Origin of the sequence: uncultured Streptococcus sp., assembly GCF_963518475.1 — a bacterium.
In the GTDB taxonomy this organism is placed as follows: Bacteria; Bacillota; Bacilli; order Lactobacillales; family Streptococcaceae; genus Streptococcus.
Window position 1 is genome coordinate 1 of the sequence record NZ_CAUQJA010000008.1, and the last position, 26,750, is coordinate 26,750.

Genomic DNA, 26,750 nt, shown 5'->3' on the forward strand with positions numbered 1-26,750 from the left:
CTGCTTTAGCAGCAGCCTTTTTCGCTACTACTGGATTGTCCCCTGCGATTGCTGTTGTACCTGCTTCTTTCGCTTTATCTAATTCTGCTTTTGTCGTTACATTAGCATCATTAATTGCTGTTAATGCTTTTTCTTTATCAGCATTTACTTTAGCAATTGCCGCTGCTTTTTCTTCATCAGTAGCGTTTGGCGTTGAGTTGATTGCTGCAATTTTCTCAGTTGCTGCGGTGTTTACTGCATCAATTGCTGGCTGTTTGTCTAGTTTTACTACTTCTGTTAGAGTTAACTTATCTGTAGAACCATCTTTATAAGTAACTACAATTTTATCGCCTTCTTTAGTTATAGATTTAATATATTGTGAAGCATTTTCTACTAATGATCCATTTTTATCTTTTAATCTTTCATCATCAGCAGTATTGTATTGAATCTTAATGTTATTTTTAATTTTTTCAAAATCATCATTTGATAAATTGTTAATGTCAGATACTGCTATTTTATTAGCTTCTTCTGTTTGTCCTTGAATATCATATTTCTGAGTTTGTTCACGAACTACTAGTTTGAACCATCCTTCTGGCACTTGGTCTACTGTCTTACCTGAATCACTATTACCATTAGGGTCAGAGAATGTTGCACCTTCTAAATCTTCTGCAACTAAGTATCTTGTCATTAAGTTACCTTTAAAGTTTGGTTGACCTGATACTGACACTGTTCCTGTAATCGTTACTTTTGCTGGATTAGTTTCAGTTGCTTCAATTCCTGTTTCATTTCTTTGGTAACCTGTTGTTAATCCATATTGATCTCTTATTCTACCGCCGGCAGCACCTGGAGCATCATTTCCTCTACCACCTTCAGCAATACGAATATCTTTAATTTTTCCGGAATCATCAGTTGCTGATAATTCTATATTTGTTTCTTCGCCTTTATAAACATAGATTTCTTTTGTAGCTGGATTAGAGAACGGGATAATTCCTTTCGGTCTTACATTTAAAACTTTACTTTTTTCAATTGTATCTACAGAACCATCTTTATATGTTACAACAAGCTTAGAAGGGTCAGTTGTCGATACTGCAACAGTATCAATTAATGAAGTAGGATTAGTAACTGCTGTACCTTTTAGACTTGCAAGTCGTTCGTCATCATTTGTTGAAGAATACTCTAATTTCAATCTTGACTTAATCGTTGCTAAATCTGTTGCTGTAATATTATCAATATCATTAACAGTTATACGTGTAGAATCAGTTAAATCCTTAATATCATACTTAGATGTTTGATCTTTAACGACAAACCGAATATATCCTGGTTTAGATTTTGCATCAGGATCAATATCTAAAGCATTAAAGTTACGATCTGCTGGCATTGAACTAAAGTTATCATTGTCATTAGCAACAACATAACTTGTCCATTGTTTACCCGCATCCAGATTGGTTTCACCTGTCATTGTAATGGTTGCTTCCTGTTTATTATCAGAAATTGTACCCTTACCAGTAACAACACCATTATCAATCTTACCTGTTGTGAATCCAAAAGCTTCAGTATTATTCCAGTTAACATCTCCAGGTCCACGCAAGTACATATCTTTTACAGTAGTATCATCATTCGCTGTGAATGTTAAATCCGTATTTTCACCCTTATAAACATAAACTTGTTTCTCTGCTTGGTTTGAATATGGCACTTTTACTGTAGGTATAGGATTATTGCGTAAAACACTCGTTAAAGCAACAGAATCTCTTGAGCCGTCTTTATAAGTAACAACAATCTGATCTGCTTGTTTCGTTACAGTGTCAATGTAGTTCGAAGCATTTTCTACTAATTTACCGTTTTTATCAAGCAATCTTGCATCGTCTGCTGTATTATAAGTAATTTTTATATTATTTTTAATTTTCTCAAAATCAGCTTGAGAAAGATTGTTTACATCGGCAACAGCAATCTTACCAGCTTCATTTGTTTGTACTTGAATATCATATTTTTGAGTTTGTTCACGAACCCATAACTTAAAGTAGCCTTCTGGTAGTGGATTCGCATTTTCCTGATTTCCACTAGGTTCTGAGAATACTGCCCCATCTAAATCTTCAGCGACTAGATAACGTGTCACTAACTTACCTGTATAAGTTGGTCGATTTGGCACTGATACTGTCCCTGTAATCGTTACCTTAGCAGGATTATCTTGTGTCGCTACAATTCCTTCAGTTTCATTTCTCTGAGATGAGAACGTTAGTCCATACTGATTATTTATTCTACCGCCAGCAGCCCCAGCAGCATCAATTCCTCTTGAACCCTCAGCTATACGAATGTCCTTAAGTTTTCCAGAATCATCTGTTGCTGATAATTCAATGTTTGTTTCTTCACCTTTATAAACATAAATATCTTTTGCAGTCGCATTAGAGAATGGAATATTCCCAACTGGTTTCTTATTCGTAACAGCTTCTGTACGGAAAGCATTATCTCGATCTAACGCTTTTCCATTACGTGAATCATTAGAACCTGTATTTTCAATTGAGTTAGAATCAGATTTTTTCTCTGTATTTTCTGCTTTTTTACCAACAGTTTCTTTACCATTTGTAGTATCTACTACTGGTGTTTCTTTTTTCTCTACAGGTTTATTTTGCAATTTTGAGCTTACTACAGTGACAAATTTGTTATAAGCTGCTTTTAGTTCATCTTGGCTAGTTGCAGAAGCAAGGACAGATTTGGCAGAAGCTAATTCAGAATTTAAAAGAGCGATGCTCTCCTCAGTCTTATTAGCGTATTTACCCGCTGAAATTTTCTCTTCAATTTCAGCGATATAGCTTTTCAATTGAGTCTTATCCAAAACAACTTCTTTAGTTGGAACATCAGCTGTTTTTGGTTCTTGGATTTCATCGGCTTGAACAGACACCGCTCCATTACCCAAAAACATGAAAAGTGCAGCAACTGCTACGCTAGCTGCTCCAAAACTGTATTTACGAATTGAGTAACGCGTGACTTTTTCACGGCGTAAACGTTCAGAACGACTCATAGATGGTTTATTTCCCATTATCTTCTCCTCGAAAATTTATTTAGTTTAGTATCCATACAAAATACTTGCTGTTACTAAGAACAGCATGCAATTCTAATATGATTACTTATACATACTATTTTACTGTATTTTTTATTTATATTCAACTGATTAGACTTAAATTTTTACAAAAAAAAAAAGTATTTCGCGAAAGTAGACAATTTTATGACATCTGCGCAATGTATTTTTATACATGTTATTGCAAGTTATTTGATAGATGGACCCATCGTTGGAATTAACCTATTTGTTGTAAAAAATAATACTATTAATCACAGCAAAACTCTCCGTTTGAAAGTTACTTATAAAAACATGTTTAGTTCAATTCAGACATATTAATTTTAGTATTGATTACACTACTAAATTCAGCTAACTAAAAAACTATCTACTTTCATATCTGCTAATTTCCCTGTCATTCTGACAGATAATGGTGAAGACTTTGCCAGGGTTGATGACATCGAAATGGATGTTCGAGGAGAGAGTAGACTCTTCTTTTGTGACCCTAATCGCTCTGACCAGAAAGGCAGAATTGAGAAAAATCACACGCTGATTCGAGATATTCTACCAAAGGGAACTTCTTTTGACAACTTAACTCAAGAGGACATCAATCTCGTTTGTTCGCATGTCAACAGTGTCAAACCCGCTGCTTTGAATGGAAAGTCAGCCCATGAACTCCTTGCTTTTACTTACGGAGAAGAGATTCCTAAGCTTCTTGGTATTTCGAAAATACCTGCAGAAGAAATCTGTCAGTCGTCTACATTACTCCAACATAAGTTCTAAAAATTAACCTTCAACCCCATTCAAACGTCTCACACTAACTTCCACCATAGCGGAACTTAATCTGAAACACTTTCAGATGAGGAGATTTTGTGCGCTCTTCCATGTTCTTTGAGTATTAAATTTCCACTTGATTCCCTGAACCAAGCCACTGTTTTCTAATTCAGCCATAATAGTTATGACCTCAACAATATCAACTTCCATTTCACGTATTAAAAATGAAATGACAATATAGCGTGGTGATTGTAATTCTGTTATTATTTTCCCTCCTGAAAATAAAAAAAGTCTGGGACAATAGTCTCAGACTCCTTTTTTCTTATAGTCTATTTCCGACATTAATCCGGTTAATGGCACGTTGCAAAGCAATCTTAGCACGACGTTCTTGGTCAATCAAGTGTTTGTCTTGTGCTTCTTCAATTTCACGCTCTGCTCGAAGTTTGGCACGTTCTGCACGACTGATATCGATATCTCGAGCACGTTCTGCAGAGTCAGCAACGATTGTGATGGTATCATTGGCAATTTCAATAACGCCTCCGTTTACTGCAATCCAGTTCACGTGTTCTTCATCATCAATACGTTTTACCTTTACTTCATCAACTGCTAAAACCGCAATCATATTTTCATGTCGTGGCAAGATCCCCATCTCACCATCCAGAGTTCGAACCGATACATAGCTGGCATGGTGATCATAGACGAGACCATCTGGTGTCACGATCTGGACAGTTAACTGAGCCATAGATCACCTCTTAAAATCCCATTTTTTCAGCTTTTGCAATTACATCTTCGATAGAACCTACACCACGGAAGGCATCTTCTGGCAAGTGGTCATGTTTACCATCAAGGATTTCCTTAAAGCCACGTACAGTTTCAGCAACTGGAACATAAGAACCAGGCTGACCAGTAAATTGTTCCGCAACGTTGAAGTTTTGTGACAAGAAGAACTGGATACGACGGGCACGAGCAACCAAAGTCTTTTCTTCATCAGAAAGCTCATCCATACCAAGGATAGCAATGATATCTTGCAACTCATGGTAACGTTGAAGGACACGTTTTACTTCAGCAGCAACTGCATAGTGCTCTTCTCCAACGATTTCAGGTGCCAAGGCACGTGAGCTTGAAGCAAGTGGATCAACGGCTGGGTAGATACCCAATTGTACCAACTTACGTTCCAAGTTGGTTGTTGAATCCAAGTGAGCGAAAGCTGTTGCTGGCGCTGGGTCAGTATAGTCATCCGCTGGCACATAGATAGCCTGGATAGAGGTTACAGACCCCTTCTTGGTTGATGTGATACGTTCTTGCAATTGACCCATTTCCGTAGCAAGTGTTGGTTGATAACCAACGGCTGATGGCATACGACCCAAAAGGGCAGATACTTCTGAACCAGCCTGAGTGAAACGGAAGATATTATCGATAAAGAGAAGCACGTCTTGGCCTTCTACATCACGGAAGTATTCAGCGATTGTCAAACCAGTAAGGGCAACACGCATACGTGCTCCAGGTGGCTCATTCATCTGACCAAATACCATGGCTGTTTTCTCGATAACGCCTGATTCTTTCATTTCCCAGTAAAGGTCGTTCCCTTCACGAGTACGTTCCCCAACACCGGTAAATACTGAAATACCACCGTGTTCTTGGGCAATGTTGTGAATCAATTCTTGAATTAAGACGGTTTTACCAACTCCGGCACCACCGAAAAGTCCAACTTTACCACCTTTAAGGTAAGGGGCAAGAAGGTCGATAACCTTAATCCCTGTTTCAAGGATTTCAGAAGAGGTAGACAACTCATCAAAAGTTGGAGCTTTTTTATGAATTGGCTGACGCTCTGCATCTTCTGTAAAAGGAGCTTCCAAGTCAATGGTATCTCCCAAAACATTGAAGACACGTCCCAAAGTTTCTTTACCTACTGGCACAGAGATTGGACGACCTGTGTCCAATACTTCCATTCCACGAGTCAAACCATCTGTTGATTCCATGGCGATAGTACGGACCATACCATCTCCCAACTCCAAGGCTACTTCAAGGACGATTTTTGTTTTTCTTTCGTCATTTTTGTAGACGACAAGTGCATTGTTAATCTCAGGAAGTTCTTCCCCTGCTGCAAACAAGACGTCTACAACGGGACCGATAACCTGAGCAATTTTACCTGAACTCATCTCCTTCTCCTATTCTATATAAGATACTGTCGGTTCCTAGTTCTACTAGGTCCTAAGTTCATTTTCATACGAGCTGAACTAAAGCCTATTCTAAGGCACTAGCTCCTGCTACGATTTCTGTAATTTCTTGTGTAATCGCCGCCTGTCTGGCACGGTTATACTGAATTGTCAAATCATTAATGACTTTCTTAGCATTATCTGTCGCTGTTTGCATGGCTGTCATACCCGCAGCATTTTCAGCTGTCTTAGCATCGATAATAGCACCATAAATCATACTTTCTGCAAACTGAGGCAACAACTGCTCCAAAATTTCTTCTCGGCTAGTTTCCAATTCAAAGGTCAAGCTGTAACTGTCATCCGCTTCATTTGGATCTAAGTCAACAATCGGAAGCATTTGTTCCACACGCATTTGACTGGTTAGCGTATTGACATGGTGGTTGTAGCAGACATAAAGCTCATCAAAGAGCTCATTTTGATACATTTCAACAGTTTTTGAAATAATCTTACGAACTTCATCAAAACTTGGTTGATCTGCCAAGCCACGTAGTTCATAAAGTGGTTGAATACCGCGAGCTTTAAAGAAATCAGCTCCCATTCCACCGATACAGATCATTTCAAATCCTTTACCATCTGGATGGTATTCTTCTTTTAACTCCATAACGGCTTTCAAAATAGAAGAATTATACCCTCCAACCAAACCGCGGTCTGAAGTAATGACGATATAGCCAGTCTTCTTAACTGGACGGCTAATCAACATCGGATTGGTTGAACTACCAGCTCCATTCCCATGAAGAATATCCGTCAAAAGTTTACGAACTTTCTGAGCATAAACTTGGAAGTTGCGAGCAGCTTCTTCAGAACGACCTAGCTTAGCAGCTGATACCATCTGCATGGCATTTGTGATTTGACTCGTATTTTTTGTTGAGGCGATTTTTGTTTTAATATCATTTAGAGATACTGCCATCTGACACCTCTATTCTTATTGGAAGCTGGTTTGATTGAGAAACTCTGTAATCGCAGCATCCAAGACTGCTTCTTCTGGCAAGTCTTTTGTATCACGAATGGTTTCCAAAATCTCTGGATGTTGAGCATCAAAGAAGGCATGGAACTCTTCCTCGAAACGAACAATATCATCTACTGGAACAGTATCCAAGAAACCATGTGTCAAAGCATAGAGAATGGTTACTTGTTTCTCAACAGGTAATGGTTTGTGAACAGGTTGTTTCAAGACTTCAACTGTACGACGTCCACGGTTCAACTTAGCCTGTGTTGCCGCATCCAAGTCAGAACCAAACTTAGTGAAGGCTTCCAACTCACGGTATGAAGCAAGGTCGATACGAAGTGTACCAGCAACCTTTTTCATGGCTTTGATTTGTGCAGAACCACCTACACGAGATACAGATGAACCCGCATCGATGGCTGGACGAATACCCGCATTGAAGAGACCATCACCAAGGAAGATTTGTCCATCAGTGATTGAAATCACGTTGGTTGCGATATAGGCAGAGATATCTCCTGCTTGTGTCTCGATAAATGGTAGGGCAGTAATTGATCCACCACCAAGTTCATCAGAAACTTTAGCTGAGCGCTCAAGCAAACGGCTGTGAAGGTAGAAAACATCCCCTGGGAAAGCTTCACGACCTGGAGGACGACGAAGCAAGAGTGACAGTTCACGATAAGCTACCGCTTGTTTTGATAAATCATCATAAACGATCAAAACATGCTTACCTTGGTACATAAATTCTTCCGCCATGGCAACCCCAGCATAAGGAGCTAGGAAAAGCAATGGAGATGGTTGTGAAGCAGAGGCTGTCACAACGATTGTGTAGTCCAAGGCACCGTACTGACGTAGTGTTTCTACTTGCGTACGAACTGTTGATTCTTTTTGTCCAATCGCTACGTAGATACAGATCATATCTTGACCTTTTTGGTTCAAGATTGTATCAATCGCAATGGTTGTTTTCCCTGTCTGACGGTCACCGATAATCAACTCACGTTGACCACGACCAATCGGTACAAGGGCGTCAATAGCTTTCAAACCAGTTTGCAATGGTTCTGATACAGACTTACGTTGCATAACACCAGGAGCTGGTGCTTCTACTGGACGAGTTTTATCAGTGTAGATTTCTCCAAGACCGTCAACTGGACGACCAAGCGGATCCACAACACGACCAATCAGACTTTCACCTACTGGGACTTCCATGATTTTCCCTGTACGGCGGATTGTATCGCCTTCACGGATATCTGTAAAGTCACCTAGGATGATAATACCAACGTCTGTTGACTCCAAGTTTTGAGCCATACCATAAGAGCCGTTTTCAAAAATCAACAACTCTCCACTCATGGCATTTTCAAGGCCGTGAGCACGCGCGATACCGTCCCCGATATAGGTTACAACACCTGTTTCAGTCACATCAAAATTGGGTTTGAAATTTTCAATTTGTTGCTTAATTAAAGCGCTGATTTCTTGTGCGTTAATTGCCAAAAGAACACCACTTTCTATTTCAAATTTTCTTTAACAACTTTAAGTTGTTGTTTAATACTCACATCAATTGTCTTGTGATTGGCAAAAATGACAAAACCACCAATAAGACTTTCATCGATTTGTTCTTTTACACTCCTTACTTTAAGAGACATTTTTTTCTCAATCAAAGGGAGCAAGCGGCTCTTCTGTTCATCAGTTAAAGGATGAGCTGAAGTAATCGTCACTTCAAATCGATTTGTTTCTTTTTCAAGTCGGTTCAAGCAATCTACAAGAATATCATAAAAAAGATTTGCTCTGTGATTGTAGATAAGAACCTGGATAAAGTTTTGCAATAAAGGTGACACTGAATCTTGGAAGAAAGTAATTGTTTTTTCCTTGTCAGACTCGTCTACTGCCACTTTTTTTAAAAAAGAAGGAAAGGCTGTTTCTTCAGCAACTTGCTTGATTTGAGCTAAGTCTGAAAAGATACGGTCTTCTTCTCCTTTTTCTATAACCAATTGGACAAAAGGCATGCTGTATTTTTCAATTACCTTTACTGTTTTCTTGTCCATTAAGCTTCTCCTAACTGATCGATATACTGATCAATAAGTTCTTTATGGGCATGACCGTCAAGGTTTTGTGAGATGATTTTACCAGCCAAGCTGATTGTCAAATCTGCTACCTCACCCTTAACGCTTTGTAAAGCTTCAGCTTTATTTTGAGCAATTTCTTGGTTCGCTTTTTCTTTCAAGCGTCCTGCTTCTAGCTTAGCATCTGCTAAAATACTAGCTTTACTTTTCTCAGCTGTTTCTTTCGCATTCTCGATGATTGTCTTAGCTTCTTTACGGCTACCAGCCAATTCATCTTCGCGTTTTTGAGCCAATACTTCTGCTTTTTGACGTGCTTGTTCAGCTCCGTCAATATCTGCTGCAATTTTTTCTGCTCTTTGTTCGAAAATGCTAGCCAAATTTGACCAAGCATATTTCTTAACCAAGACTAGCAAGAGAATAAAGGAACCAGCGATTAGTATAAAATCACCAAGTAATTCACCTACTGTTACATTCATAAACTACTCCTTTCTATTCTTCATCATTAATTTTATTTCCTAGGTACATTGAAGATAACAATGTAAATACATATGCTTGTACACAAGAAATAAAAACAGAAAATGCAGTCCAGATTAGATTTGTTCCAAAAGCAATAGGATACCAATAGAAGGCCTGATGAGAAAGTAGGACTAACATACTTGCCATCACTTCCCCTGCAAAGATATTACCAAAGACCCGCAATGCAAGTGAAAGGAGATTGGTAACTTCTTCCAAGAGATTCATTGGTGTCATAAAACCTGGTGTTACAAATGCTTTTAAATACTTTTTGATTCCACGACGACGAATTCCTTCTACGTGAGTCATTAAGATAATTGTAAAAGACAAGACCAAGTCAAATGACAAATTTGCTGTTGGTGAGGTCCAAAGATTTACACCATCTGTAGTCTGAATTCTAGCCATTAAGCCAATATTATTTGCAATGGCCATAAATAGGAATAAACAGAAATAAAAGAGAGAATAATCCTTTATCATTGGACCAAGGTTTGATTTTGTAAATCCAACAACAAAATCAAATAAATACTCTAATACATTTTGTTTTCCTGTGGGTCTCAAAGTCATATTTCGAGTTGCCCAATAAATAAAGCCAAAAATAAGTGCTACAGTCAACAAAGTCAAAACTACTATGGTTAAATTAAAGGTAACAGGACCAATATTGATGGTTGGATTAATACTTTCTTCCATCTAAAATCCTCCCTTTTTCAATTTATACTTCTTTTATTTGATGATAAATGAAAAGACAAGAGTAACGAAGAAAGTACCTTCAATAAAGGCAACCCCTAGGATCATCAAACTACGTAGTTCTGAGATGATATCTGGTTGGCGAGCAACTGATTTCAACAAACCGTTCATCAACATACCTTCACCAAGAGATACACCCATACAGGCAAGACATAGACCGAAAAATGTTAAATTCATGACGAATTCTCCTTTTAATTAAAATTTACTTACTTAGTTTAGTCCTAAAAATTGGATTTGTCAACTTTTTACTAACATTGAAAGCGTTTAATGAAAATTATTTACAATTTTACTATTTTTAAGTCTATTATATAGAAAATTTTGGAAAAAACTTGTAATAAATCCGTCTATTATCTAGGTCTTTCTGAAAAATAATGAAAAAATCCGAGATGAAATCTCGGATGGAAATTAATATATTTTTTTAACCTAATGTTCTTTTAGTAAATAGGATTAAAGGGAAAGCAACTAGAAAGCTTTCGTCCCCTACATATTTATTAAGCACGAACTGTGACGCTGGTTCCATCTTCCTTATAAAGATTGATGAGACCTTCTTTGAGAGCTCGAACCATATCTCCAGCTTGAACAGGTTGTGGAACCTTGATAGTCAATAGTTCCATTGGATTTGGAGCGCGATCGATCTTATTTCCTTTAGCATCATGCAAATCTTCGATATAAGTCTCAAAATGACGGAAACCTGGGCCATAAAACTCAACTTGGTCCCCTTCGTTAATGACGTTCCGTTGGCGAATGGTTGCTGTTTGTGTCGCATCATCGTAAGAAACCACTTCAGCGACAAACTTATACTCAGGAATTTTACGACGAGCACCAAACAACTGCTCATTTTCAGATGGTGTACCATAGTAGAAACCTGTTGCTAATTCACGTTGGGCAACCTTCCACATTTCATCAATCAAGTCCTGCTTGATAGCTTCAAACTTCTCTGGACTTTCTAGATAAGCATCAACAGCTGCCTTGTAGCAGTTTGTTACTGTTGATACGTAGTGAATAGACTTCATACGTCCTTCAATCTTGAGACTGTCCACACCGTTTTCAATCATATCTGGGATATGGTCAATCATGGACATATCAACGGCTGACATTGAAAATTCTTCAGGAATTTCACCTTTAAGACTCTTACGTTCCTTCCCAAATGGCATATCGTAAAGGTCGTACTTCCAACGACAAGACTGAGAGCAACCACCACGGTTAGCATCACGCATACTCATGTGGTTTGAAAGAGTACAACGACCAGAGTAAGAAATACACATGGCTCCATGAACAAAGGCTTCAATCTCAACATCTGTACGTTTGCGAATTTCTGCCAATTCTTCCATTGAAACCTCACGCGCCAAAACGACACGAGTTAAACCTAGTTCTTTCCAGAACTCAAGTGTTTCATAGTTAGTCGCACTTGCTTGGGTAGAGAGGTGGATTTCAAGACCAGGCGCTTCAGTCGCTGCAATCATAATCAAGGCTGGGTCAGACACGATAACTGCCGCGATTCCGATATCACGTAGTTTACGGAACCACTCACCAGCACCAGCCTCATTTCCTTCGTGCATAACCATATTGGCAGCCACATAAACCTTAGCACCATACTTGGCCGCAAACTGGACACCTTCTTCCATCTGTTCGAAAGTAAAGTTTCCGGCACGGCTACGAAGGCCATAGGCCTGACCACCGATAAAGACAGCATCTGCTCCATATTGAACAGCTACCTTTAGCTTCTCTAAAGTCCCTGCAGGTGATAAAACCTCTGGACGTTTTAATGTTTTTGTCATGTTTTCTCCTATTTGCAATATAAAAGTTTGACGTTTTTCCTTCTCATTTTATAGTAAATAAGCCATAAAATCAAGCCTAGACAGATTGTTTTGACAATTCTAATCTTTTAAACTTTGTATAATAATTGTTAAACTATCGAATATAAACCAATTTTAACAAGTAGCCAAAAAGTCTAGAAAAGTAAAAACCAGTATCCAATGATACTGGCTCATTAAACTACATAAATTAGTCCTTAGATGACTATTCCCACTCAACTGTTGCAGGTGGTTTACTTGTAATATCGTAGACGATCCGGTTAACGTGGTCCACTTCGTTTACGATACGTACAGAAATCTTTTGAAGAACATCCCAAGGAATTTTGGCAAAGTCAGCTGTCATACCATCGATAGAAGTGATTGCACGAATGGCGATGGTGTAATCATAAGTACGACCATCACCCATAACACCGACTGAACGAACGCCTGTGTTGACAGTGAAGTATTGCCAGATATCGCGGTCAAGACCAGCTTTAGCGATTTCTTCACGGAGGATAGCGTCTGATTCACGAACTGTTTCTAGCTTTTCTTCAGTGATTTCACCCACAACACGGATAGCAAGTCCTGGTCCTGGGAATGGTTGGCGCCATACGATATGGTCTGGCATACCAAGCTCTGTACCAAGAGCACGAACCTCGTCTTTATAAAGAGTGTTCAATGGTTCAATCAATTCAAACTGCATGTCTTCTGGAAGACCACCCACGTTGTGGTGTGACTTAATAGTTTGAGCTGTATCTGTACCAGACTCGATCACGTCTGTGTAAAGCGTACCTTGAGCAAGGAATTTCACATCTTTGAGCTTGCTTGCTTCGTCATCGAATACATACACAAACTCGTTACCGATGATTTTACGTTTTTGTTCAGGGTCAGAAACTCCTGCAAGTTTATCAAGGAAACGTTTAGCAGCGTCTGCTTTGACGATATTCAAACCAAACTTACCACCAAGCATTTCCATAACTTGGTCCGCTTCTCCTTTACGAAGAAGACCGTGGTCTACGAAGATACAGATCAATTGATCGCCAATAGCCTTTTGGAGAAGAACTCCAACAACTGAAGAGTCAACACCACCTGATAGACCAAGAAGGACACGTTTATCACCGACGGTTTCACGAATTTTTTGGATCTGCATATCAATGAAGTTATCCATTGACCAGTCGCCTTTAGCCTTACAAATGTTAAGGGCAAAGTTACGAAGGATATCATTTCCGTATACAGAATGACGAACTTCTGGGTGGAATTGGATACCGTAAATGTGTTTATCTGGGTTTTCAATGGCTGCGTATGGGCAATCAGCAGATGTACCTGTTCGAACAAAGTCAGCAGGAATCTCAGTAACCGCATCACCATGGCTCATCAATACAGTCTGTTCATCAGGTGTTGATTCAAAAAGAGCTGATGGTGTATGAGTAAGAGTTGATTGACCGTATTCACGATTTCCAGCATCACCTGCAGGAACAACTTTTCCTCCAAGTTTATGGGTCAATAACTGCATACCATAACAGATTCCCAAAATAGGAATTCCGAGTTCGAAGATTTCTGGATCAATATCAAATGAACCATCTTCGTATACAGAGTTTGGACCACCTGATAGGATAATTCCTACAGGATTGATTTCACGAACTTCAGCAGCTGAAATTTTATGGCTCTTTAGTTCTGAAAAAACACCAATCTCACGGATACGGCGTGAAATCAGCTGGTTGTATTGGCTACCATAGTCCAATACGATGATTTTTTCTACATCTTGCAAATCAGTTGAAATGTTGCTCATCTTTTTCCTTTCTCAAAAGAAATATCTTTTTTCAATATTCTATCACAAATAAGGGCGAATTACCAACTAAACAAGGCGAAGTTTGACTTTTTCTAGTTTATTGGGGTACAATAGAGAAAAGATAGAAATGAAGTGAAAAATATGCTACCCGCTTATATGAAAATCCATGATCAGATTAAAAAGGATATTGACGAACATCGTTGGGCCATTGGCGAGAGGCTTCCCAGTGAACGAGATTTAGCAGAGCAGTTTGCAGTCAGTCGCATGACCCTCCGCCAAGCTGTATCTCTATTAGTTGAAGAAGGTGTCTTAGAGCGTCGTGTAGGAAGCGGCACCTTTGTTTCCAGTACTCGAGTACAAGAAAAGATGCGAGGGACAACCAGTTTTACTGAAATTGTTAAGTCCCAAGGTAAAGTTCCCTCTAGCCAGCTCATTTCCTACAGAAAAACTATTCCCAATGAGCAGGAAGTTGCCAAGTTAGGAATTTCTCCAACGGAGAATATTATCCGAATGGAACGTGTTCGCTATGCCGACCAAGTTCCTCTGGTTTATGAAGTTGCTTCTATTCCTGAAAAATTCATTAAGGACTTTAAAAAAGAAGAAATCACTAGTCATTTCTTCCAGACTCTACAAAAACACGGCTACCGCATTGGCAAATCACAGCAGACCATCTATGCTCGCCTTGCTAAAGAAAAGATTGCCCACTATTTGGAAGTTGAAAAAGGACATGCTATTCTTGGTTTAACTCAGGTTTCCTACCTAGAAGATGGTACTGCTTTTGAATACGTAAAAAGTCAGTATGTAGGCGAACGCTTTGAATTTTATCTTGAAAATAATTAGATTACTATGCAAAAACTCTCTGTCACGGACAAAGAGTCTTTTTTATTTCTCTAAGAGTAAATCTTTCAAAGAAATCAGAGTTACAGCAAACAATATCATTGCCATACCAAGAAAATCAATGGGATAAAATTGTTCATTCATGATTAGGAAGGCAAAGAAAACCGCCGAAATTGGCTCAATTGAAGCCAACAAGCTTGACTTAACCGGTCCAATCAAACTGGCTCCCTTTAAGAAGGCTGTATAGGCAAAGACAGTCCCGATAAGGATAATACCCGCAAATGCAAGGAGAAAATCAAGACTAGTTGGGATAGCAGTCTGTAGAACTCCTGTAAAAGGAAGGGCGACCAAACCTGCTATGACCATTCCCACACCAATAACCAAACTGCTCCCCCACTTCTTAATCAAGGCTATGGGCAAAATGATATAAAGTGCATAAGTTAGTGCAGAAAATAGCCCCCAGAACAGGCCTGCAGGTGTCATGGATAACTGGTCCAACTGCCCATGAGTTGCAATCAGAAAGGTCCCTCCTATGGCTAATATGATAGAAACAATCTCTCCCAGTGTTGGCGCCACCTTATCCTTGATACAGCTATAAATTAAAATTCCGACAGGACAAACATACTGAAGCACAGTCGCCGTTCCTGCATTGGTCTCCTGAATAGCAGTTAGATAGGCGAATTGGTTGAGGAAGAGACCAATTAGAGCAAAAATGAGAAGAGACAGCAAACCCTTTCTATCCTTTAAAAAGGCCAGCATTTTATCCTTTGCAGTAGCATAAGCTAAGAGCATGAGAATTCCACCAGCGATTAAAAGACGTAAGTTGGTCAAAATCAGAGCCGAAATTCCGTGTGCCATCAGGTATTGGCCACTCGTTCCTGACAAGCCCCAAGTAATTCCAGCCACAACTGTTAATAGAGTCCCTTTTAAACTGTTTGACATGTCTCTCCTTACTCTTCTTTGCGAATCAAGTCCATCACTTGATTACGGTCTACAATCCATTGAGCCCTCTCATCCTTTTCATAGGTACGATTCGATAGGAAAATGGCCGCTTCTTGCTTCTGACGATTCCACATGATAAAGGTACCTGTATAGCCCGTATGGTCTAGCCAATCTCCTTCCAAATTCCATGCCAAAGAACGTTCCTTGTCATCCAAAGGAGAAAAATTTTGACTCAAATCTCTTGCAAAATCATCTGCTAAATAGTGTTCTAAAAAGATTTGTAAATCCTTTACAGTCGAAAACAAACCAGCACTACCAGCATGTCTGCCCAGGAGACGAGCCTTTGGATCATGAACCATACCGGCTTCCACACCTCTGACGGTTGGAACAGCACGCTCAACAGGGCCAAATTGGGTTTCCGTCATTCCCCAAGGATTCCAAACTTGTTCTTGTAAAATCACATCCAAGTCTTGATTAAAGATTCTTTCCAAAATAAAACCCAACAGCAAAAAATGGACATCCGAATAAAGAAAGGCTGGCTGATTTCGTCTATTGAGATGAAACATAGCTTCCTTTAATTCTGAATCTGTTAAAAGATCACGATTGGGAATAAACGGATCAAGGTCTGTAGCGTGAGTTAAGAGCTGACGAATAGTAATATCTGGATAATCACTTTCAGATAAAAAATCGTTTACTGGTCTGTCAATATCTAATTGACCTCTTTCCCACAAGAAGGTGAAAACAGTACCTACCCCAACAACCTTGCTGACACTGGCTAGGTCATAAACTAGTCCTGCCTCAGTCTGCAAGCCATGCTCTGGATCACTCTGGCCTAAATAGAACTCCGTCCATTGATTGTCCTTAAAATACGCAAAAGAGGCTCCGGGATAAATCCCTGCCTCGATTTGTTCTTCTATTTTTTTAATAACCTTGGTCCACTTCATACTTCTTCAAACCACAATTCAACATTATTTCTATCTTTACCTAGGAAGAATTTTTCAGACTTAGGAATAAAATATTCAGTAGACTCAAACTTCTGGCGCAGACTTGCTATGTCTAATTCATTAACCAAGAACTTGAGCATAGACAAGTCCCAAGTAACCGTATTGTCCACAGTCAGATCCTGACCCTGAGCTGGGATAAAATCAAGTGATGTCCCAATTTCAGATAGTTCCAAGACACTATCTACATCCGTTGGGAGGTGTAATTCCATAGAAATCTCAAATTTACTTAAAGAAATTGACTCCAGATCTGTTTGAAATTCAGGTTTTTCTCCTACATCGACTAAACTTTCTCTATCATCTTCTGCGTGAATCAAAATCAAATCATCTTCTGGTGAGAAAATTTCAAAAGCGTAGCCGTTTTGACCTTTATATAATCGATGAATCGAATCTGTTTTAGATAAGATTCCTTCAATTTCTAAGGGATTCTCCACCTTGACAATCAATCTAGCTAGTTTTTTTCTTCCCTCTACCTTACGAGTGCGCATACTTGGAGCTTCTTCTAAAACCAGCTTTTCTAGACCTGTTTGATCACCTAGTGATAGAAAGGCTGACTCTTCTAACAAGGCCTTCATTCCAAGGGTTTCAATATAAAATGTTTCATTTAATTTTCTATTATTAACTTTTAAAGTAGGAATAATCCGTACAATCTGATTTACATTCATAAACTCCTCCAACTCTTTTATTTTAAAGGATTTTAGATTTTTTTACAAGAAATTATGCTCAGATTTACCTTTTTTTCGTAAAATTTCATCTAAAAAACCGAGGATTTCCTCGGTTTCAATTTCTTATAGGTAAAGGAATTTGAAGATAGCTACTGCCGCAATTGCTGCTGCAATCGGTGCTACTACTGGTACCCAAGAGTACCACCATTTTGAATCTCCTTTGTGCTCACCAAGAACTGATTTTGGAAGGAAAGCATGAAGGAGACGCGGCCCCAAGTCACGGGCTGGGTTCAAGGCAGGTCCTGTAGGTCCACCAAGTGATGTTACCAAGGCCATAACAAGGAATCCAAGTGCCAAGTGAGCAATTCCAAGACCAGATGTCATAAATGGTGCTACTTGCTCTTTAGCTTGGTCAAGTGCTGCTGTTACTTGCTCTTGAGGAATTGTTTGACCTTGAGTAGTTGCTTGTGCAACTTGAGCATTGATAGCCGCTTGTGCTTTTGATACTAGTTCAGCACCAAAGAAGTTTTTAGTCATACCAAGGGCTGCAAAGAAAAGAACAAATGAACCGACAAACTCGTTTACAAAACCATTAACAGTTGCTGCAAAATGTGATTCTTTTGTACCATTATCCAAACTTGAAATTGTTGAGAAAGTACCCAAGATGTTGTTTGGATTTTCAGTTTTCAAGTAGTATGGGCGGTGTGTTGCCACAACCAAGGCTTGACCAAAGATAGCACCCAAAACTTGTGCGATGATATAAGGTGCAACTTGTGCCCAAGGGAAGAGACCGCTGATCGCAAGTCCAAGAGTGAAGGCTGGGTTAATGTGGTTACCAGATACGTTACCAAACATCAAGGCTGGGATCATAACCCCCATACCATAACCAACAGCGATAACGATCCAGCCACTTTGGTGACCTTTCGTACCTTTAAGTTCAACGTTGGCAACTGCACCATTTCCAAGAATGATCAAAATAGCAGTGGCCAAAAATTCAGTGGCATATTTAATTGCCCATGTGAAATCCATTTGATAGATTCTCCTTAAAATTTTTTAGACAATCCTTATTCTATCAATTTTTATAGCTTTTAGCAACAGGTTTTCTAAAAGAATGTATGAGAAAGCGGTTTTATTTCTTATAAGAAAACAAAAGGATTAAGGGAGTCTATTTCCTTAATCCGATAATTTCTTAAACCTGACGTTGTCCGAAATCTGCAATCATCTGATCCATTTCTTGTCGACTCGGAGTTGTCAGCATATAAAGGTAATCTCCTTGAAGTTCCGCAAAGGCTGCTGGCATGATTTTTTTAACCTTGAACTGATGGCTATATTTGGCAAGCAAGTCCTCCTCAGAATAGACATAGTGAGCATTTGCACGACGGGATGTAGCTAAACAATATTGAGCTTCAAATTCTGACACTGGGAACTCTTCTCCTGCTACAATAGCAGCATATCCACGATAGAGGTCCAAGGAATGAGCAAAGTTATAAACATCAATAGTGAAACCACCTGCAGGGCGGTTATTGTACTCAATGGCGATGTAATCATCCCCTTCACGGAAGAACTCAATATGGAAGAACCGTTCTTTCATACCAAATTCCTTGACAATCGCTTCACCATACTTGCGAAGTTTAGGATCCATGTCCTTAAGAACATAGTAGGAATTGTCCATCTTGTAAATCATAAGATCCAGAGGTGTATAGGCGTAATCAAAGGTTGTTGAGAAGACAATTTTACCATCCTTGTCCACAAGACCATCAAAGGTACAAATTTCGCTAGAGGTGACAAATTTCTCAAAGAAATAAACAGTTGAATGATCCCACTCAGTCTTGAAGTGATTGATATCGTCTTCTGTCTCAAGCTTAAATGTTGCGGCTGCTCCCACTCCATTATCAGGTTTGGCAATCATTGGCAGGCCGATTTCGTTCACTGCTTGATCAACATCTGCTTCCGTCTTGATAACAGCTCCAGGGACCACAGGAACACCTGCTTTTTTGAAAAGCTTCTTCATTTCAGACTTAAATTTCGTCTTTTTGAGATCCTCTGGTTTGGCACCAAAGACATTGAATTGTTCTCTGAGTGTTGCATCCAGCTCAAGCCAGTATTCATTGTGGGATTCAATACGGTCAATCGGGCCATGTTTATAAAAGAGAAAAGCAACTGCACGTTTGACTTCGTCTATGTTCTCAAGATTGTCAACACGGAAATATTCGGTTAGGCTATTGCGTAAAGGTTCATCCAATTGCTCGTATGGTTCTTGACCGATTCCCAAGACTGTGATGCCTTTATTAGCTAGCTCAATTGTAAACTGTTGAAAATTTTGCGGATAGTAGGGAGAAATAACAAGGTAATTCATAGATAACTCCTTTTATAAATAGAGATTTCCAAGGAAATAAGGCATTTGTTTGCGCCACCATTCCCAGTCATGGGCGACATCGTGTCCCCATTCAGCAAACCAGGCTGGAATTTGTTTCTGGTCAAAGGCTTCTTTGAGCTTGTAGAAAGATGGTAGACCATCTTGTTCCCAGGCACCAAGACCCGTACACAGCACAATCTCTGCCTGACGATAACGATCAATAAACCAGCCGTCGTTCTGGTTCCAGATATAATCTACTGGCGAGTTTTGGTAAATAGCATCGTCATTGTAGTAATCGCCGACAAAGAAACGTGCGTCGTAAACACCACTAAGAGCTATCACCTTGGTAAAGACATCTGGATGCTGAAGGAAGAAATTGAGTGCATGGTAGGCGCCCATGGAGCAACCTGTCGTCATCATACCATCAAACCAACCTGTCTTATGCTTGATAAAAGGAATGGCCTCCTCAATCACATAGCGCTCATAGGCACGATGCATCTCTGCTTGGTCGTGACCGTTTTTCCAAGTGGCTAACCAGCTCTCACTGTCAACACTGGATAGGGTAAAGAACTGGACACGGCCTTCCTCGATAAAAGAAGCACAGGCATCAATCATGCCAAAATCATAGTATTCGTTGTGACTACCACCTGATGAAGCAAAAACCACAACTGGAATCCCAGCATGTCCATAACGATTAAGATACATTTCACGGTTAAGATTGCCACTCCAGTGGCTAAGGTTTTCAATATGCATTTGATTTCTCCTTTTCTAACTTACCATTTTTCTGCAAAAAATCTCAGACAGTCTGGTAAATTCTCCGACCAAGGGATTTCACTATGGATGGCACCAGACTGAACTTTCAAGACAAGATTATCTAAGTGCACCCCACCTGCTATCAAATCATGGTAATACCGAAGAGACGAATCGATATAGGCTTGTTTGATATTACCAGCCATCAGGGTCTTGTCCGTATCATCTGCTTCTTCAGTTCCAACATAGATAAAGATACGCTGGTCAGACGATAGTTTCTGGCGTTCAATATAGCGATTAAAGGCTTCTTGATGGAGCCAGTTAGCAGATGAAAAGACCCCTAAACAGCCAATTTGGTCTTGGTATTCCAAACCGATAAACTGGGTAATATTGCCGCCTAGTGAGGAACCAATCATAGCCGTATGCTGGCGGTCAGATTTGGTACGGTAGGTCTCATCGATAAAAGGTTTGACCACCTCCATGACAAACTCGGCATACTCCACGCCCTTACCGCCAAATTGCTGTCCTGGGATAGGAGATTCTTGGAACTTCCAAGCCGCATACTCATTCATCCGCCCCATACCATCATTATCAATGGCGACGACAATCATCCGACTGATATCCGGATTACGCTTAATAGCTGGGATAATCTTCCATGAATGGCCAATGAAAGACTCCTTGCTATAAAAAACATTTTGCCCGTCATGAAAGTAAACAACAGGATAGGAACGATCCGTGTCTTTCTCATAATCTTTAGGAAGCAGAACACGTACACGGCGTTCCTTACCTGTATAAGGAACCTTGAGTTTGTGTTCTTTCATTTTTAAATAAAAGTAGGATTGATTCATTGTCAGAAAACTCTCTATATTCAAAATTTTATCTCATTATATCATAAAAATAGAAAAAAAGTCAGTTTTGCTTCCATTTTTGGATTAAAAACTAACTTTTTCATTTAACTTTCTAAATTCTTTTGGATTTTCTGATTAGAGAAGATTGTCAATCAAGTCATCGACTTCATCTTTTTCAGCCTGCGGTGTAATCTCAGTAATCATGATTCCAGCCACTGCTCGCTCTACTAATCCTTCAACATCCATACGAGCTTCATACTGCTCCGCATTCTTAATCTTAGGATTTGTTTTCGGACGATCTGGCGCAAAAATCGTACAGCAGTCTTCAAACGGTTGGATTGAAATGTCAAAGGTATCGATTTCCTGGGCGATGTCAATGATTTCCAACTTATCCATTGTCACAACTGGACGGATGATGGGAGTGTTGGTAACTGCATTGATAGCCTGCATGCTTTCAAGGGTTTGGCTGGCTACTTGTCCTAGACTTTCCCCATTGATAATAACCAAACCATTTCGTACCTCACGAATACGATCGGTAATCCGCATCATAAAACGACGGGTCAAGGTCATGAGATAGGCTTCTGGCGCTTTGGCCTTAATTTCCTCTTGAATCTCTGTGAAAGGCACTTCGATAAACTGGATATTTCCCCCAAACTTGGTCAATTTTCGAGTCAAATCTTGGGCTTTTTTTAGGGCACCAGGACTCGTGTAAGGTGGGCTGGCAAAATGAACGGCCTCAATATCCACCCCACGCTTAAGAGCAAGATAACCTGCTACTGGTGAGTCAATCCCTCCTGACAACATAAGCATCCCTTTACCTGAAGTTCCAACTGGCAAACCACCAGCCCCACGAATGGTTTCATAAGAAAGATAGGCTGCTTCTTCACGGATCTCCACCTGAAGATTGATGTCAGGACTTTTCATTTGAGCTTGCACATTTGGAATGGCTTCGAAAACAGCTCCTCCAAGTGTTTGGTTGAGTTCACGACTATCAAGTTCAAAGGTGTGGTCGCTACGCTTGCTAGAAATTTTAAAGGTCATGCCATCCTTGTAGATGTCCTGCATGATCTCTTGGACAGCAGACTTCAGAACTTCTATAGATTTTTCAACCTTATATACTGGAGAAAAATTCTGAATTCCAAAAACTTGTTTGAGCGATTCTGCTACTGCTGTGTAATCTGCTCCATTGAGGTAAGCGTGGGCACGGTCACGATCTGCCGTTACCTTAACTTGGGGATAGATAGACAAAACGTCTGAAATATTATTGCGAAGTTTATTGATGAAACGCATACGATTTTTACCCTTGGTTGACAACTCTCCGTAGCGAATCATAATTTCTGAATACTGCATGAATGCTCCTATCTTACTTTTCTAGTTTGATTGTAAATCAATTTTAACTTGGTCAAAAACTGCTCAACCTGACTCATATCATTTTCAAGGTCTAGGCTAAGACGAACAGCTGACTGGGCCTTATCTTTATCCACTCCCATGGCAATCAAGGTGCCTGCAGGTTTCCCAGCCTTGGACGAACAAGCAGAGGTCGTAGAAATAAAAATATCATAGTCTTCAAAGGCGTGAACGATGACTTCACCACGAACACCCTTGATTCCAAAAGTCAGAATATGAGGTGCGAAGTCTTCCTCATCTGAAAAGACAAAAATATCTGGATAGTCCAGAAGTGCTTGACGAATTACTGACTTCATCTGCCCAGTCTTGCTCCTAAAGATATCTAGCTTTTCCATAGACAAGCGGAGAGCCTTGGCAGTCGCTGCAATTCCTGCCACATTTTCAGTTGTCGAACGGTAATCACGTTCCTGACCCCCACCTGTTAAAAGAGGCGTAATCTTCTTGCCAGACTTGATATAGACAAAACCAACACCACGAACTCCGTGGAACTTGTGACTAGAGAAAGTCGCGAAATCTACTCGTTCTGTCAGATACTTTTCAGTCGGAATCTTGGCAAGTGCCTGAACCGCATCAACATGGAAGGAAATAGTCGGCTTGTCTGCCAATAGTTTTGAAATAGCCTCAATGGGCTGAACAGAGCCAATTTCATTGTTTACTGCCATGATAGAGATGAGGGTCGTATCAGGTCTTATCAAAGCTCCTAGAGCCTCAACATCCACAAATCCTTTCTCATCAACTGGAGCAAAATCCACCTCAAACCCTTGACTTTTCAACCAGAGGGCTGACTCTTTGACTGCCGGATGTTCAATGGCTGATACAATGATGTGCTTTCCAAACTGAGCCTTTTCAAAGGCCACACCCTTGATGACCCAGTTATCTCCTTCTGTCCCACCAGAAGTAAAGAAGATTTCATCGCTTTTCTTACCAATTAAATCTGCAATCTGTTGGCGAGAAGCATCTAAGATTCGTGTTGCCTGGTCCCCTAAACGATGAAGACTAGATGGATTTCCTAAAATTTTTGAAGCTACCTGCATATAGGTTTCAAGGGCTTCAGGATAGGGCTTGGTCGTCGCCGAATTATCAAAGTAAATCATGTTTCTCACGCTTTCTAAAATCACTCCTTCTATTGTATCATGAAACGGAGCTTGCGACAAGAAAGGGCAATTCCTCTTTTTTTAAGATTTTTTTAAAGAAATGAGGTATAATAAATTTTAATTAAAGGAGAGAATGCATGTCTAATTATCGTAGAACTTCAAAACCAAAAACAGAACACATCAAAAAAGGCTTTACAGTCTTTCAAAAAACCGTTGCGACTATCGGTAGTATTCTTGGCTTAATTACCGCTAGTATCACTATCATGAACGCCTTGGATAATAACAAAAATACTAAAAAAGAACCTACGACAAGCCAGACGACAACAATTGTCAAAGAAATTCAAAAGGAATCCCCTCAGGAAAACACCAGCCCTAATAAGGAAAATAACACTACCCAAGAAAAAACACAACAAGAAGAAACGCCAAAATCTAGCGTCAAGGAAGAGAAAAAAGAAGAGCAGAAAGCATCAACTCAGGATTCTTCTACTCCTACCCCAAGTAAACCTGCCGCTGAAAATGAAAAACAGTCCAATACCCCAACTTCGGAAAATAAAACTAATCAATAATCACTAAAATAGCCTCCTTCCAAACCTGGAAAGAAGCTATTTTTTATTGTTGTAAAACTTTTCTTGGCTTGGTACCTTCAGCTGGACCAATGACACCTGCCATCTCAAGTTCTTCCATGAGACGGGTCGCACGGTTAAATCCAACTGATAAACGACGCTGAATCATAGATGCGCTGGCTTTCTGGGTTTCGATTACCAAAGCCTTGGCTTCTTCAAAAAGCGGATCTCCACCAGATTCACCATCTGAAAATTCACCTTCATTTTCAGAAACCTCACCTGGATCAAAACTCTCATCGTAGTCCGCATCAGCCTGAGCCTTGATGAAGTTTACGATGCGTTCAACATCATCATCCGAGATAAAGGAGCCTTGGAGACGAACTGGATGATTTTCATCGATTGGTTTAAAGAGCATATCTCCTCGACCAAGCAGTTTCTCAGCTCCATTTTCATCTAAAATAGTACGGGAGTCTGTTCCTGATGAAACTGCGAAAGCGACACGAGATGGGACATTGGCCTTGATTAGACCAGAAATGACATCAACGGATGGACGCTGGGTTGCAAGAATCATGTGGATACCGGCAGCACGCGCCTTCTGCCCAAGACGAATAATGGCATCTTCCACTTCCTTGCTGGCCACCATCATAAGGTCAGCCAACTCATCCACAATCACGACAATGAGCGGTAGCGGAATTTGCTTGTACTCAGACTGGGCATTGAACTCTTCTACCTTGGCATTAAAGCCTGCAATATTACGAACTCCTACCTTTGCAAAGAGTTCATAACGATTTTCCATCTCATCCACAACCTTTTGCAGGGCTTTGCTAGCCTTACGTGGATTGGTCACGACTGGAATCAAGAGGTGGGGAATATCATTGTAAACAGATAACTCAACCATCTTGGGATCGACCATCATAAATTTAACTTGGTCAGGTCTCGCCTTCATGAGGATGCTAGCGATAATGCCGTTAACGGCGACCGACTTACCTGAACCTGTTGAACCTGCGACTAGCAAGTGGGGCATTTTAGAAAGATCAAATGCTCTTGCAGTGCCATTAACAGCCTTCCCTAAAGGAATTTCCAAGAGATTTTCAGCTTTCGTTTGAGATTGTTCCCATAGTTCGCGGAAGGACACAGTAGCAATCTCAGAGTTGGGTACTTCGATTCCGACCAGGGATTTCCCTGGGATAGGTGCTTCGATTCGAACATCCTTGGCTGCCAAGGCTAGAGCAAGGTCGTCTGCGAGATTGGAAATGCGGTTGACCCTTACACCCACTGCTGGCTTGACTTCATACTTGGTTACTGATGGTCCAATTTCAGCCCGTTCAACTGTTACCTTGATACCAAAGCTAGCAAAGGTTTCTTCTAGGATTTTGATGTTTTCCCGAACGATTTTCTTCTCTTTAGACTGGTCTTTGGGTCTATCAGGGGCAAAGAGTTGTAAGCTTGGAAGTTTGTATTCAAGGGCTTCCTTAGCTGAAAAATCAACCCGTACGTCTTCATCATCTGAGCCATCTTCCTGTTCAGCGAATTCAAGTTCAGCTTGAGGCAGGATGATTTCTGGTTCCACCCACTCTTCTTCTGGAACAGGTGGAGCGTCAAGCACAACATCTTCTGTCAGTATTTCACCCGTTTCCACATCGACAGGAGGCAAATCGAGTAAGGCTTTTTCGACCTCTTCTCGTTCTAATCTAGCCTCTTCCTCAGCCTTTTGACGAGCTTTTTCTTCCTGTTTGACAAAGCGTTCCTCTTTTCGAAGCTCATGCCCTTCCCGCCATTTGGCAAAGCCTCTACTGAAAAATTCAGCAATATCGTAAACAGACCAAGGACTGATTAGCAGGGCTCCAGCTAAAATCAAGATAGAACCAATAAAGTATGTACCGATATTTGAGAAGAGAAAGGCTGTTGGCACATAAAGTCCAACACCAATCAAGCCACCTCCAGCAAAACTGGTCGTTCGAAAACCAGTCAGATCAGTCACAACCTGAGCCATGGTCCCTTTTAATACCGACTTATCCAAACCATATTTCCAAACTAAGTAGGCCTCAAAAATCAAGAGCAAACCTGCAAATATGGTGAAAAATCCAGATAAGAGTCCTTCCTGTTTTCGTATCCACTTGAAGAAGAAGAGATAGAGCAGGATGCCAAATATTGCCAGATAAGCTAGGCTACCCACCAGCAAGCGAATTAGATTGTAAAGGGTTATACCTGCAGCCCCTAATTTGAAGGCTGCGAAAATCAATAAAAGCGCGATTCCTAACGAAATCAACATCCGTTGAATCGCTTCTTTTCTTTCGAGTTCTGCTTTAGACGGTCTCCGTCTTGTTTTACTTGTATTCTTGTTTACCATTCTTCTATTATACCATATTTCACAGGCATTTCGGAAAGAGAAAAAGACTGCACCAAGCGGTCCAATCTTTTTATTTTCTATCT

23 protein-coding genes and 2 pseudogenes are annotated in these 26,750 nt (G+C 40.2%); 3 read left to right on the plus strand and 22 right to left on the minus strand.

Annotated features, from left to right (window positions below):
* A partial coding sequence (locus RYK12_RS04370; RefSeq protein WP_314847209.1) for a sialoglycan-binding domain-containing protein occupies nucleotides 1-3,013 on the minus strand: 3,013 nt, incomplete at its 3' end.
* 423 nt (nucleotides 3,014-3,436) lie between these two features.
* Here RYK12_RS04370 and RYK12_RS04375 point away from each other — a divergent pair.
* Nucleotides 3,437-3,811, plus strand: a pseudogene (locus RYK12_RS04375) (IS30 family transposase); the annotation flags it as partial.
* A gap of 56 nt (nucleotides 3,812-3,867) precedes the next feature.
* On the opposite strand, the pseudogene RYK12_RS04380 reads toward RYK12_RS04375, so the two are convergent.
* The 11 genes and pseudogenes from RYK12_RS04380 to guaA all read right to left on the minus strand — a co-directional run bounded on the left by RYK12_RS04380 (nucleotide 3,868) and on the right by guaA (nucleotide 13,854).
* Nucleotides 3,868-4,069, minus strand: a pseudogene (locus tag RYK12_RS04380) (hypothetical protein).
* A gap of 55 nt (nucleotides 4,070-4,124) precedes the next feature.
* A complete protein-coding gene (locus RYK12_RS04385; protein WP_000068046.1) occupies nucleotides 4,125-4,544 on the minus strand; it encodes a F0F1 ATP synthase subunit epsilon in 420 nt (139 codons plus the stop codon).
* A 10-nt stretch (nucleotides 4,545-4,554) separates the two neighbouring features.
* Nucleotides 4,555-5,961 (minus strand): F0F1 ATP synthase subunit beta, encoded by a 1,407-nt coding sequence (gene atpD, locus RYK12_RS04390; RefSeq protein ID WP_000094352.1) that lies wholly within the window; start codon nucleotides 5,959-5,961, stop codon nucleotides 4,555-4,557.
* 85 nt (nucleotides 5,962-6,046) lie between these two features.
* Nucleotides 6,047-6,925 carry a F0F1 ATP synthase subunit gamma gene (locus tag RYK12_RS04395; protein WP_000301224.1) on the minus strand — a complete coding sequence of 293 codons (879 nt, stop codon included), beginning with the start codon at nucleotides 6,923-6,925 and terminating at the stop codon, nucleotides 6,047-6,049.
* A 15-nt stretch (nucleotides 6,926-6,940) separates the two neighbouring features.
* Entirely contained in the window at nucleotides 6,941-8,446 is a 1,506-nt protein-coding gene (gene atpA / locus RYK12_RS04400; RefSeq protein ID WP_000996632.1) for a F0F1 ATP synthase subunit alpha, read from the minus strand.
* A 14-nt stretch (nucleotides 8,447-8,460) separates the two neighbouring features.
* Nucleotides 8,461-8,997, minus strand: coding sequence for a F0F1 ATP synthase subunit delta (locus tag RYK12_RS04405; RefSeq protein ID WP_125443078.1), 537 nt, complete (start codon nucleotides 8,995-8,997; stop codon nucleotides 8,461-8,463).
* Nucleotides 8,997-9,491, minus strand: coding sequence for a F0F1 ATP synthase subunit B (atpF, locus tag RYK12_RS04410; RefSeq protein ID WP_020902744.1), 495 nt, complete (start codon nucleotides 9,489-9,491; stop codon nucleotides 8,997-8,999). Before atpF ends, RYK12_RS04405 begins: the two co-directional genes overlap by 1 nt.
* A 13-nt stretch (nucleotides 9,492-9,504) precedes the next feature.
* Entirely contained in the window at nucleotides 9,505-10,215 is a 711-nt protein-coding gene (gene atpB / locus RYK12_RS04415; protein ID WP_000392870.1) for a F0F1 ATP synthase subunit A, read from the minus strand.
* A 33-nt stretch (nucleotides 10,216-10,248) separates the two neighbouring features.
* Nucleotides 10,249-10,449 (minus strand): F0F1 ATP synthase subunit C, encoded by a 201-nt coding sequence (locus tag RYK12_RS04420; RefSeq protein WP_001054560.1) that lies wholly within the window; start codon nucleotides 10,447-10,449, stop codon nucleotides 10,249-10,251.
* A gap of 314 nt (nucleotides 10,450-10,763) precedes the next feature.
* A complete protein-coding gene (locus RYK12_RS04425) occupies nucleotides 10,764-12,050 on the minus strand; it encodes a U32 family peptidase (RefSeq protein ID WP_000169065.1) in 1,287 nt (428 codons plus the stop codon).
* 241 nt (nucleotides 12,051-12,291) lie between these two features.
* Entirely contained in the window at nucleotides 12,292-13,854 is a 1,563-nt protein-coding gene (gene guaA / locus RYK12_RS04430; RefSeq protein WP_314847216.1) for a glutamine-hydrolyzing GMP synthase, read from the minus strand.
* A 141-nt stretch (nucleotides 13,855-13,995) separates the two neighbouring features.
* Here guaA and RYK12_RS04435 point away from each other — a divergent pair, with 141 nt between their 5' ends.
* Nucleotides 13,996-14,694 (plus strand): GntR family transcriptional regulator, encoded by a 699-nt coding sequence (locus tag RYK12_RS04435; protein WP_000936191.1) that lies wholly within the window; start codon nucleotides 13,996-13,998, stop codon nucleotides 14,692-14,694.
* Nucleotides 14,695-14,736: 42 nt separating this feature from the next.
* Here the strand turns inward: RYK12_RS04435 and RYK12_RS04440 are convergent, their stop codons facing one another.
* The 9 genes from RYK12_RS04440 to RYK12_RS04480 form a co-directional block, all read right to left on the minus strand.
* Nucleotides 14,737-15,633: a DMT family transporter gene (locus RYK12_RS04440; RefSeq protein WP_314847220.1), complete on the minus strand. Its 897-nt coding sequence runs from the start codon at nucleotides 15,631-15,633 to the stop codon at nucleotides 14,737-14,739.
* 8 nt (nucleotides 15,634-15,641) lie between these two features.
* Complete coding sequence (locus RYK12_RS04445; protein ID WP_314847223.1) at nucleotides 15,642-16,577, minus strand: serine hydrolase domain-containing protein; 936 nt, start codon at nucleotides 16,575-16,577, stop codon at nucleotides 15,642-15,644.
* The gene (locus RYK12_RS04450; protein ID WP_314847225.1) at nucleotides 16,574-17,299 is read right to left on the minus strand and encodes a CppA N-terminal domain-containing protein; all 726 of its coding nucleotides are present in this window, start codon (nucleotides 17,297-17,299) and stop codon (nucleotides 16,574-16,576) included. Before RYK12_RS04450 ends, RYK12_RS04445 begins: the two co-directional genes overlap by 4 nt.
* 123 nt (nucleotides 17,300-17,422) lie before the next feature.
* On the minus strand, nucleotides 17,423-18,328 hold the full coding sequence (gla, locus tag RYK12_RS04455; protein ID WP_000348094.1) for an aquaglyceroporin Gla: 906 nt from the start codon (nucleotides 18,326-18,328) through the stop codon (nucleotides 17,423-17,425).
* A 160-nt stretch (nucleotides 18,329-18,488) separates the two neighbouring features.
* Nucleotides 18,489-19,655 carry an ATP-grasp domain-containing protein gene (locus RYK12_RS04460; RefSeq protein WP_314847228.1) on the minus strand — a complete coding sequence of 389 codons (1,167 nt, stop codon included), beginning with the start codon at nucleotides 19,653-19,655 and terminating at the stop codon, nucleotides 18,489-18,491.
* A gap of 12 nt (nucleotides 19,656-19,667) precedes the next feature.
* On the minus strand, nucleotides 19,668-20,408 hold the full coding sequence (locus tag RYK12_RS04465) for an esterase family protein (protein ID WP_138702948.1): 741 nt from the start codon (nucleotides 20,406-20,408) through the stop codon (nucleotides 19,668-19,670).
* A gap of 20 nt (nucleotides 20,409-20,428) precedes the next feature.
* Entirely contained in the window at nucleotides 20,429-21,253 is an 825-nt protein-coding gene (locus tag RYK12_RS04470; RefSeq protein WP_314847231.1) for an alpha/beta hydrolase, read from the minus strand.
* A gap of 135 nt (nucleotides 21,254-21,388) precedes the next feature.
* Nucleotides 21,389-22,603: a tRNA uracil 4-sulfurtransferase ThiI gene (thiI, locus tag RYK12_RS04475; protein WP_314847234.1), complete on the minus strand. Its 1,215-nt coding sequence runs from the start codon at nucleotides 22,601-22,603 to the stop codon at nucleotides 21,389-21,391.
* An 8-nt stretch (nucleotides 22,604-22,611) separates the two neighbouring features.
* Complete coding sequence (locus RYK12_RS04480) at nucleotides 22,612-23,754, minus strand: cysteine desulfurase family protein (protein WP_314847237.1); 1,143 nt, start codon at nucleotides 23,752-23,754, stop codon at nucleotides 22,612-22,614.
* Nucleotides 23,755-23,891: 137 nt separating this feature from the next.
* On the opposite strand from RYK12_RS04480, the gene RYK12_RS04485 reads away from it, so the two are divergent.
* A complete protein-coding gene (locus RYK12_RS04485; protein WP_000073951.1) occupies nucleotides 23,892-24,320 on the plus strand; it encodes a DUF6556 family protein in 429 nt (142 codons plus the stop codon).
* A gap of 43 nt (nucleotides 24,321-24,363) precedes the next feature.
* Here RYK12_RS04485 and RYK12_RS04490 read toward each other — a convergent pair whose 3' ends face one another.
* Nucleotides 24,364-26,667, minus strand: a complete 2,304-nt coding sequence (locus RYK12_RS04490; RefSeq protein ID WP_004234875.1) for a DNA translocase FtsK — start codon at nucleotides 26,665-26,667, stop codon at nucleotides 24,364-24,366.
* Nucleotides 26,668-26,750 lie beyond the last annotated feature (83 nt).

Bases quoted from the DNA above. Each gene is read 5' to 3' on its own strand.
- gla (WP_000348094.1), bottom strand. From the start codon at position 18,328: ATGGATTTCACATGGGCAATTAAATATGCCACTGAATTTTTGGCCACT.
- atpF (WP_020902744.1), bottom strand. From the start codon at position 9,491: ATGAATGTAACAGTAGGTGAATTACTTGGTGATTTTATACTAATCGCT.
- RYK12_RS04425 (WP_000169065.1), bottom strand. From the start codon at position 12,050: ATGACAAAAACATTAAAACGTCCAGAGGTTTTATCACCTGCAGGGACT.
- RYK12_RS04440 (WP_314847220.1), bottom strand. From the start codon at position 15,633: ATGTCAAACAGTTTAAAAGGGACTCTATTAACAGTTGTGGCTGGAATT.
- atpD (WP_000094352.1), bottom strand. From the start codon at position 5,961: ATGAGTTCAGGTAAAATTGCTCAGGTTATCGGTCCCGTTGTAGACGTC.
- guaA (WP_314847216.1), bottom strand. From the start codon at position 13,854: ATGAGCAACATTTCAACTGATTTGCAAGATGTAGAAAAAATCATCGTA.
- RYK12_RS04395 (WP_000301224.1), bottom strand. From the start codon at position 6,925: ATGGCAGTATCTCTAAATGATATTAAAACAAAAATCGCCTCAACAAAA.
- RYK12_RS04405 (WP_125443078.1), bottom strand. From the start codon at position 8,997: ATGGACAAGAAAACAGTAAAGGTAATTGAAAAATACAGCATGCCTTTT.
- RYK12_RS04465 (WP_138702948.1), bottom strand. From the start codon at position 20,408: ATGCATATTGAAAACCTTAGCCACTGGAGTGGCAATCTTAACCGTGAA.
- thiI (WP_314847234.1), bottom strand. From the start codon at position 22,603: ATGCAGTATTCAGAAATTATGATTCGCTACGGAGAGTTGTCAACCAAG.
- RYK12_RS04420 (WP_001054560.1), bottom strand. From the start codon at position 10,449: ATGAATTTAACATTTTTCGGTCTATGTCTTGCCTGTATGGGTGTATCT.
- RYK12_RS04385 (WP_000068046.1), bottom strand. From the start codon at position 4,544: ATGGCTCAGTTAACTGTCCAGATCGTGACACCAGATGGTCTCGTCTAT.
- RYK12_RS04485 (WP_000073951.1), top strand. From the start codon at position 23,892: ATGTCTAATTATCGTAGAACTTCAAAACCAAAAACAGAACACATCAAA.
- atpB (WP_000392870.1), bottom strand. From the start codon at position 10,215: ATGGAAGAAAGTATTAATCCAACCATCAATATTGGTCCTGTTACCTTT.
- RYK12_RS04480 (WP_314847237.1), bottom strand. From the start codon at position 23,754: ATGATTTACTTTGATAATTCGGCGACGACCAAGCCCTATCCTGAAGCC.
- RYK12_RS04445 (WP_314847223.1), bottom strand. From the start codon at position 16,577: ATGAAGTGGACCAAGGTTATTAAAAAAATAGAAGAACAAATCGAGGCA.
- RYK12_RS04460 (WP_314847228.1), bottom strand. From the start codon at position 19,655: ATGAATTACCTTGTTATTTCTCCCTACTATCCGCAAAATTTTCAACAG.
- RYK12_RS04490 (WP_004234875.1), bottom strand. From the start codon at position 26,667: ATGGTAAACAAGAATACAAGTAAAACAAGACGGAGACCGTCTAAAGCA.
- RYK12_RS04450 (WP_314847225.1), bottom strand. From the start codon at position 17,299: ATGAATGTAAATCAGATTGTACGGATTATTCCTACTTTAAAAGTTAAT.
- RYK12_RS04435 (WP_000936191.1), top strand. From the start codon at position 13,996: ATGCTACCCGCTTATATGAAAATCCATGATCAGATTAAAAAGGATATT.
- RYK12_RS04470 (WP_314847231.1), bottom strand. From the start codon at position 21,253: ATGAATCAATCCTACTTTTATTTAAAAATGAAAGAACACAAACTCAAG.